Source organism: Nitrosomonas sp., from assembly GCF_019752415.1.
Taxonomy (GTDB): Bacteria; Pseudomonadota; Gammaproteobacteria; order Burkholderiales; family Nitrosomonadaceae; genus Nitrosomonas.
Genome location: NZ_JAIEME010000042.1, coordinates 37,144 through 45,484 on the forward strand (window position 1 = coordinate 37,144; position 8,341 = coordinate 45,484).

At 45.5% G+C, this 8,341-nt stretch carries 8 protein-coding genes and 1 pseudogene; 6 read left to right on the top strand and 3 right to left on the bottom strand.

Translation table 11 applies throughout. The annotated features are described in order from the left end of the window. Positions 1 to 110: 110 nt before the first annotated feature. Both K2P83_RS08175 and K2P83_RS08180 read right to left on the bottom strand, forming a co-directional pair. Positions 111 to 815 carry an MIP/aquaporin family protein gene (locus K2P83_RS08175; protein WP_292928089.1) on the bottom strand — a complete coding sequence of 235 codons (705 nt, stop codon included), beginning with the start codon at positions 813 to 815 and terminating at the stop codon, positions 111 to 113. Between the two features lie 370 nt (positions 816 to 1,185). Beyond that, positions 1,186 to 1,713, bottom strand: a complete 528-nt coding sequence (locus K2P83_RS08180) for a DUF3617 domain-containing protein (RefSeq protein ID WP_292928091.1) — start codon at positions 1,711 to 1,713, stop codon at positions 1,186 to 1,188. 262 nt (positions 1,714 to 1,975) lie between these two features. On the opposite strand from K2P83_RS08180, the gene K2P83_RS08185 reads away from it, so the two are divergent. The 6 genes and pseudogenes from K2P83_RS08185 to K2P83_RS08210 form a co-directional block, all read left to right on the top strand. Beyond that, positions 1,976 to 3,751 carry an SLC13 family permease gene (locus K2P83_RS08185; protein ID WP_292928093.1) on the top strand — a complete coding sequence of 592 codons (1,776 nt, stop codon included), beginning with the start codon at positions 1,976 to 1,978 and terminating at the stop codon, positions 3,749 to 3,751. Positions 3,752 to 4,685: 934 nt separating this feature from the next. After that, positions 4,686 to 4,979, top strand: a complete 294-nt coding sequence (locus K2P83_RS08190; protein ID WP_292928095.1) for a nitroreductase family protein — start codon at positions 4,686 to 4,688, stop codon at positions 4,977 to 4,979. Between the two features lie 123 nt (positions 4,980 to 5,102). Further along, positions 5,103 to 5,519, top strand: coding sequence for an alternative ribosome rescue aminoacyl-tRNA hydrolase ArfB (gene arfB, locus K2P83_RS08195; protein WP_292928097.1), 417 nt, complete (start codon positions 5,103 to 5,105; stop codon positions 5,517 to 5,519). Positions 5,520 to 5,709: 190 nt separating this feature from the next. Then, positions 5,710 to 6,309 (top strand): DUF1415 domain-containing protein, encoded by a 600-nt coding sequence (locus K2P83_RS08200; protein ID WP_292928099.1) that lies wholly within the window; start codon positions 5,710 to 5,712, stop codon positions 6,307 to 6,309. A gap of 35 nt (positions 6,310 to 6,344) precedes the next feature. Then, positions 6,345 to 7,286 carry a serine/threonine protein kinase gene (locus tag K2P83_RS08205; RefSeq protein WP_292928105.1) on the top strand — a complete coding sequence of 314 codons (942 nt, stop codon included), beginning with the start codon at positions 6,345 to 6,347 and terminating at the stop codon, positions 7,284 to 7,286. Between the two features lie 259 nt (positions 7,287 to 7,545). Continuing rightward, positions 7,546 to 7,863: pseudogene (locus K2P83_RS08210) on the top strand (DUF4372 domain-containing protein); the annotation flags it as partial. A gap of 396 nt (positions 7,864 to 8,259) precedes the next feature. Here K2P83_RS08210 and K2P83_RS14320 read toward each other — a convergent pair. Next, positions 8,260 to 8,341: galactose oxidase-like domain-containing protein (locus K2P83_RS14320; protein WP_363279460.1), on the bottom strand; the 82-nt coding region annotated here is incomplete at its 5' end.

The window sequence follows — 8,341 nt, forward strand, 5'->3', positions numbered from 1 at the left end:
CATTTCGGGCAAAGTGAGAAGTCTGTAGAATGAGTTGCATAAGATTACTCATTGCATTCAGAATGACAAATGTGGGCTATTCAGAGACCCTCTAATAATTTGATAAATCTTTACAGCGCCGAATAAACCACCGCTGCAATCAGTCCGCCGATAATACCTCCCACTATTGGTACATAGGCGTAACCCCAATCACTGTCGCGTTTATTGTTCATTGGGAGAATCGCATGCATAATGCGCGGCCCCAGGTCACGTGCGGGATTAACTGCAAAGCCAGTAGGTCCGCCGAGTGATAAGCCGATACCAAACAGTAGCAGTGCAGCCGGTAAGGCATTCAATGTACCCAGACCTTCCTGCGGCGCAGCCATCATCATCACGCCAAACACCAACATGAATGTGCCGACTGCTTCCGTAATGATGTTATTGAACGGGCTGCGAATTGCTGGTCCGGTGCAAAATGCCGCGAGTTGCATATCTGGATCGGTCGTTGCGTTAAAATGCTGACGATAGGTGATCCAGACAATCAATGCACCCAGCATCGCGCCAAGCATTTGTCCCAACGCATAAATCGGTACCAAATCCCATGCAAACTTACCCGCAGCAGCGAGACCGATACTCACCGCAGGGTTTAAATGCGCGCCACTGGAAGCGGCCACGGCATAAACCGCCACGAAAAGCGCAATGCCCCAACCGGCTGCGATGGTTAGCCATCCGGCATTATTGCCCTTGGATTTATTCAGTACGACGTTGGCAACGACACCGTTACCCAATAAAACCAGTATAAAAGTACCTATTAATTCACTAAGAAAAGGAGTCATAGTTTTTACCTTACAATTAAGTTGAACTTCGGAGAGACTGCTTCTAGATACGCAAAAAAGTTTAATTTATTGGTTTTATTGTGGAAAAGCTTTCTGGCAATTCTGGAATGCGAGTTGATTATCACACAAAAATTGCGAGAGATAAATTTAGCAGGTTGATGAAAAACTATTTACATTGCTGCGGTGGGATTAAAAACAGGTCAAGATGCATTCTTTCATGTATAAACTGTACGATCTAATCTGAGCTAACGCAGGCTGGAATGGATATATGAAATGGCAGAACAGGTTTGCGCCGAGTAATTCTTCAGCAAGGGAATTTAATTCTCTAACCGTTTATTTGTAGCGTCTATTCGGAATAGAAAACTCTCAATCATTGCAACGGATTGACTGCAGTGCAGCGTTCGCCAACCCAGCGACCGTACGTTTCAGCCAATGCATGAACCGGCGTGCCATTTACGGTGCTGTCGAATTCGGTATTTCCAGAGAAGTTTTCCGGGCTGCTGAAAGTCCCTCGTGCGGTTCCATTGCCTTGGAAATGCTGGTTTGTACAGACGAGATCCAATTCATAGCTGTTGCCGATACGTTTTGCATTCTGGACGATGCAGCCGGAACGGTCTTCATAAAAATAGGCGGGAATTGCCTGTTTTGCCATTTCTGCTGTGATGCAGATTTTTGAGGTGGCTGCGCCATTTTCTATTTGAGGCAGTTGAAGGCCATAGCGACGGGCGAGGTCGCTGAGTTGCTGCATTTGTTCCGAGGGAATATGCGGCACCAGCGCCAACAAATCCGATTTTGTGGTGATTTCCCATAGCCCGGGGCGGATGTGTTGGTGCGCGAAACTGGAAGTTGCCATCGTTAAACTCAGGCTAAATAGGAATGAAATAAGGGTCTTATGCATTGGGGTTTCCACATTGTGTATTTTGAAACAAACGATTCTGCAAAAGTTTATTGAAATCATGCCGTCAATTAACCACACGTACGGTCAACGGTGATTTTCAAGTGCCAGTAAGTTTAGCTGATAACCGGAGAAACCTTTTAGATTTTAAATCTGTCTGAACGGCTACATATAATTTGTAGACATATCATTATAATAATTAATTATTTATAGCCGTATCAGTAACTACGGTATATTTCGAATATTTTCTCAGGAGTATAAAACTATGGAATGGCAAGGCTGGTTTGCACTGATTCTATGCATCGCTGTGTTGGCGACACTTATCTTTACTCGGATTGGTCCGCATTTAGTCATGCTTGGGGCGCTGACGATACTCAGTGCATCCGGAATTCTGAGCGCTAACGATGCGTTAAGTGGGTTTAGTAACTCAGGGTTGATTACCGTTGCGGGCATGTTTGTAGTTGCCGCAGGGATGCATGCCTCCGGCGCGATCGATTTACTAGTGACTGCCTTGTTAGGCAGACCGAAAACGGTGCGAGGCGCAATTTCCAGGATGTTTTTCCCGGTCGTGTTTCTTAGCAGCTTTCTGAATAACACTCCGGTGGTTGCCACCATGATTCCGGCCATTTATAGCTGGTCGCGCAAGATTGGGATTTCGCCTTCGAAGTTGATGATTCCGTTAAGCTATACCGCTATTTTGGGCGGCACGATTACATTGATTGGAACTAGCACCAATCTGATCGTTAACGGTCAGTATCAGGTGTTGACCGGTGAATCCGGTTTTTCTTTGTTTTCGATAACGGCTGTCGGTATACCCGTTGCCATTGCCGGTTTTTTATTAATGTGGCTAGCCTTTCCAAAGTTGTTGCCAGACCGGACGCAAGGCCAGGTCTTTTCCAATCTGCGCGAGTTTACTCTGGAAGTCTCCATCGCACCCAATGGTCCCTTGGTCGGAAAAACTATCGAGCAGGCCGGGTTAAGGCACTTACAACGCGTATACCTGGTTGAGATTGATCGAAATGGAACCGCGATTACCGTGGTCTCACCCGAAGAAGTGCTTCAAGGTGGTGATCGGTTGGTATTTGCCGGTGATACCGACGCAATCTCTGATTTGATGCGAATTAATGGAATTGTTCCATCGACTGAGGAAGAACAAACTCAAGCGTTCACCATGCAACATGCTGAACGGCGTTTGATCGAAGCCGTCGTGTCACCACATTGTGCAGCACTGGGGTACGCGATTCGCGATGCGCGCTTTCGTTCTCGCTATGGCGCAGCAGTATTGGCTGTAGCACGTAATGGCGAGCGCATTAAAGGCAATCTTGGAAGCATCATATTGCAGGCCGGTGATACGTTGTTGCTGGAAGCAAGACCGGCTTTTGTCAGCCGCCAGCGCTATAACAAGGATTTTCTGCTGATTAATGATCTGAACACAGAATCGCCGCGTCATGAACGTGCGTATGTTGCTTGGGCTATTCTCGTAGGAGTTGTAGCAGCAGCAAGCTTTGAAGTCATAACTATGCTTAATGCGGCACTGATTGGCGCCGGTCTGATGATTATTTCTGGCTGTTGTTCTGCCAATCAGGCAGAAAGAAGTCTTGATTTGACGGTTATCATTACGATTGCATCATCATTTGCCTTGGGTATGGCTTTGGAGAAAACCGGTGTCGCCAAATATCTTGCGGCAAATATCGTGGATTTGAGCGGTGGTACACCCTGGCTGCTACTCATTTTGGTCTATATATCCATCTCAATATTAACCGAAGTCATTACCAATAATGCCGCAGCGCTTTTAATGCTGCCGATTGTGCTGGAAATTACAGAGAAAGCCAGCTTAAGTAATGAGCCTTTTGTGTTCGCTATCATGATGGCGGCTTCTGCTAGTTTCGCAACACCATTAGGGTATCAGACGAATATGATGGTTTATGGCCCCGGAGAGTATCGATTTACTGATTTCCTGCGTGCTGGGATACCGATGAATATCATGGCCGGTGTTGTCACTATAACGGTACTGTTAATTGGCTGGCCGTTGACCAGATAGAACGCTAGTATTTCGTTAGGTTCTATTCGAATTCCTCGCTCCATTTTCCAAAGAACAAGGATAGCGAGCCATGCTGGACAGATTGGCGGATGGAGATCTTGGAAGACACTTCTGGTGGAGATTCTCGGGCGTTTTTACTTTCCAGAGTAAATACCCATAAAGCATTCTAGCTGTGGCATTAAAGAGATATCGATATCGTTACCCCTTGGCGTTGAATGGTTGTACCAGTATAACAAGTCCATGATCTCCAGGAAGTGAATTTGCGATTCCCCGTGGTCTTGCCGCGGGGATAGGTGCAGAGCGCGTGGAGCAAATTTATTTGGGTTTTCTGCTTTATTTCCTGATTTGCCAGCTTCATGTAGAAACACCCTCTGATCGTTTTCATAGCGTGGGTACCCGTTACCTATCCAACTATTTCGGATGGTGACGTATTTTAGATGAAACCAAAAATGCATATATATTACGAGCCGCTTTGGGCGTTTTGAGGTATCAACATTTAACGCGAACATGGTCTTATATTTATTAGTTTTTCTATCTAAAATTTAAATTAGATCGTTGAAAAATGTTATTCGTTGTGGTGGTTGCCACAAACTAATTCAACCTATCGTTCAGAGTTATGATCTGATTAAATTCGTTAGAATATATTTTCGACCGAGAAAAACTGTTTTCACATAAATCATTTCCGGGTGCAATACATAATTCGATGCAGGTGTAGATCTGCTTTCTGTAAATTGTATAAATACTTCAGGGTAAAGTCATTAAAGAATATAATCAAATAAGATACGGCTTGCTATAAAGCCGATGAATTACATAGTGCGCACACTTTGCTGTCGCCACTTGAACTAAGTCTAGAGCTAGAGCAGACGGATATTGCTATTGATCGCTTAAAAGGGAAGATGACCTGGTCAGGCTGCATCTGGTAGCAGCAAGTGACTTGAGGCGCATTACGGGCTATCAAGATTTCGCCGATGAAGCACCGCTGGATCTGGTGTATGTAGCCGATTATACGAGGATGCATCTAGTGCCGACAGGACAACGAGAATCCTACGCCGCTGTCGCAGCAGGTGCTATTGCCAAAAATGTATACTTGTTCGCTGTCAGTAATGGTTTGGCTACTGTAATTCGCGCCTGGATCAATTGCGCTGCGATTGCCGATGCACTCGGATTGGCACACAATCAACAGGTATTGCTATCACAGACAGTTGGATACGCAAGAACAATGACATAATACCGGGGGTAGTTACTTTTGCTCGCTGGTTAGGATGGTAAAGTAATCTGATGAAAGATAAGATAATTTCGCTTTAAATAAGTAGTAATCATTAATAATGAAGCGGAATCTAAACGACTAATCATGTTGAGAATATCAGATAATCTGGCAATACCCTTGGCGGAGATCGAAATCCAGGCGATACGCTCACAAGGTTCAGGTGGACAAAATGTGAACAAAGTGTCGACTGCGATTCATTTGCGGTTCGATATAAAAGCGTCATCTTTGTCAGAAATATACAAAGAAAGACTGCTGAATTTAAATGATAGTCGAGTCTCTAGTGAAGGCGTTGTTATTATCAAGGCGCAGCGGTATCGCAGTCAGATTAAGAACAAAGAAGATGCACTCAATCGACTGGTGGAGATTATTAAGAGTGTCACTATCCAAATGAAGCTACGGGAACCCACTAAGCCAACTAGAGCTTCTAAGACAAAACGTTTGGAAGGCAAAGCGACTCAGAGTCGCAGAAAGTCGTTGCGCGGCAAAGTTGAAGAGGAGTAATAATATTTTAATTGTAGCGATCCCATGGATACTGCCCGCTAAACCATGTTTTCGCCAAGTTACGGAGCCCGCTAATTAACCGGCTTGGCTCCGGCAAAGCTAATCAATTAATTTTTTACTAAAACGAATTCGAAATTGTCAGCTCGTATCGACGCGCATGACTTAATTTTCTGGGGTATTTAAAATTACTATGGATATCGCAACAAACGAAAAAATAATAGTTGCGACCAAACTGTGGTTGGAGCGTGCCGTCATCGGCCTCAATCTGTGCCCGTTCGCGAAGGCCGTACGCGTGAAAAATCAGATAAGTTATATAGTGAGCAGTGCAACCACGCATGAGGATTTGCTAAATGACCTGATGCACGCACTGGAAATATTGGCTGAAACTTCAGCAGAAGATATCGACACAACCTTGCTGGTTCATCCCTATGTACTCACTGATTTTCTCGACTACAACGATTTTCTCAGTGTGGCCGATTTGGCGCTGGAAGACATGGGTTTGGAAAATGTGTTGCAAGTCGCCAGTTTTCACCCGCAGTATCAATTTTCCGGAACACAACCGGACGATATCGAAAACTATACCAACCGGTCGCCATATCCTATGATGCATCTGCTGCGCGAAGCCAGTGTCATGCGGGCGGTATTGGTTTTTCCAGAGGCCGGGAAAATATTCGATAAGAACATTGCGACATTGCGCGATTTGGGTCACGCTGGTTGGAATGATTTGGGGTTGGTTAAGATCAACCCTCCTTTGGAGAATAAATCAATGCGTAAAGAGCCAATACAGTGACGCTAGCTTTCTCTTTACTTACCCCCGATTGCGTCATGAATGCGTTAGATAGCTTGGGATGCCACAGTGATGGCAGACTGTTAGCGCTGAACAGCTATGAGAACCGCGTCTATCAGGTTGGCATGGAAGAAGGCTTGCCGCTGGTAGCAAAATTCTATCGGCCAGGGCGTTGGACAAATGAGGCCATACTTGAAGAACACGCTTTCGTACAGGAATTGGCCGAACACGAGATTCCTGTGGTACCTGCATTGGTGTTGGATGGAAAAACCCTGCACACTGTCGAAGAATTCCGCTTCGCCGTTTTTTCCAAACACGGTGGACGTGCACCAGAATTTGAAGACCGGAACACGCTGGAATGGATGGGGCGCTTTTTGGGTCGTATCCACGCCATTGGCGCACTTAAGCCGTTCCAGCATCGCCCCACACTGGATATAGCAAGTTTTGGTGTAAAACCGCTTGATTTCTTAATGACAAATAATTTTATTCCGGCCGATCTTGAAACTGCCTATCATAGCGTGGCTGAGCAGGCACTGACCGGTATTCGTCTTTGCTTTGAACGTGCCGGAAACCATATGAAAGCGTTACGCCTGCATGGAGATTGCCATGCGGGTAATGTGCTATGGACAGATAGCGGCCCGCACTTCGTGGATTTTGACGATAGCCGCATGGGTCCTGCTGTGCAGGACTTATGGATGTTGTTATCGGGTGAGCGCACAGATATGGTACGACAGTTGAATGACGTGCTAGTAGGGTATGAAGATTTTTGCGATTTTGATTCAAATGAAGTGCATCTGATCGAAGCACTCCGTACCTTGCGCCTGATTCATTATTCCGCATGGCTAGCACAGCGATGGGACGACCCAGCCTTTAAACAAGCATTCCCGTGGTTTAATACGCAACGCTATTGGCAAGAACGAATACTGGAATTGCGCGAGCAGATCGCGCTGATGGACGAACCCCCGTTAGGGCTGGTTTGATTGATATGCAACCAGTCGAGCTAGCTATGGTACTCAAAACCACTGTGCACTTTCAATGCAAAGTAGTTGAGTTTGGAAACACATTAAACTACTGAGTGACGGGGTAAATCAGTAGTATTCGGTTAAGTGAGCTACTAAAACGATAGAGCCAAGTACTGAAGCGGCTCTCCGAGAAAATATTTTGGTACCGATTTGAAATCATATTTCGCAAATTCGGGTTCGAGTAATCTCCAGAAGTTAAGTTTTCTGGAGGTGGTGTATGAATTTTGGAAAAATGCTGTTCGCACAATTCATGGAGTTTGTGCCATGGACGAACTTCGCGAGAATCGAAGCTCATAATGGCGGCGATTTGAGCGTTCGTAATCAGAGTTGTACCGAGCAATTTCGAGCACCCGTCAAACGTTTGACATTGGCAGACGTCAACGAAGCGCGCAACTGGAACATCTGGGAAGACCTGGCGATATTGCTGATCTGACGTGCACGTAAACTGTATCGCAACAACAGCTTCGGTGTCAATCTGACCAATACGGTCTACGCATTAAATGCATCTGCTATTGACCTTCGTCTATTCATATTTCCATCAGGCCGCATTGTAGTCGCCGAGGGGTTGCAGCAATTATGACTGGCATAACCAACTGACAGAGAAAGGCATATTCTTTGTTACATGCCTCAAAGATAAAGCACCCCGCCGCAAGCAGCGGGGTATTAGCTGAACTCTTCAATCTGCTGGTTTCCAGCCAGCTTTCGACCCAAGAGACGAGGAATTAAACTCGCAGAGATTAACAGAAGAATGTTTGGCGTCAATGTATTCACCCCGCAGTTGGAAATTCAGGCTTTCTGGTCCTGGTGGAATCCGAATACACTGAGCCTAATAAAGCGTTCGGTCATCACAAACTACTTCCTTTATTAGATTCCTAGTGTGCCGATTAACAGTTCTGTTATAAAAGTTATTATGATTGGTGCCCCTGACAATCTAGCCAATATGGATAATCTTAGCAATGGATGGTACCCCTGCAGCGTTCCAGGCATAAAGCAGATAAAAACCCGGAGGAGCT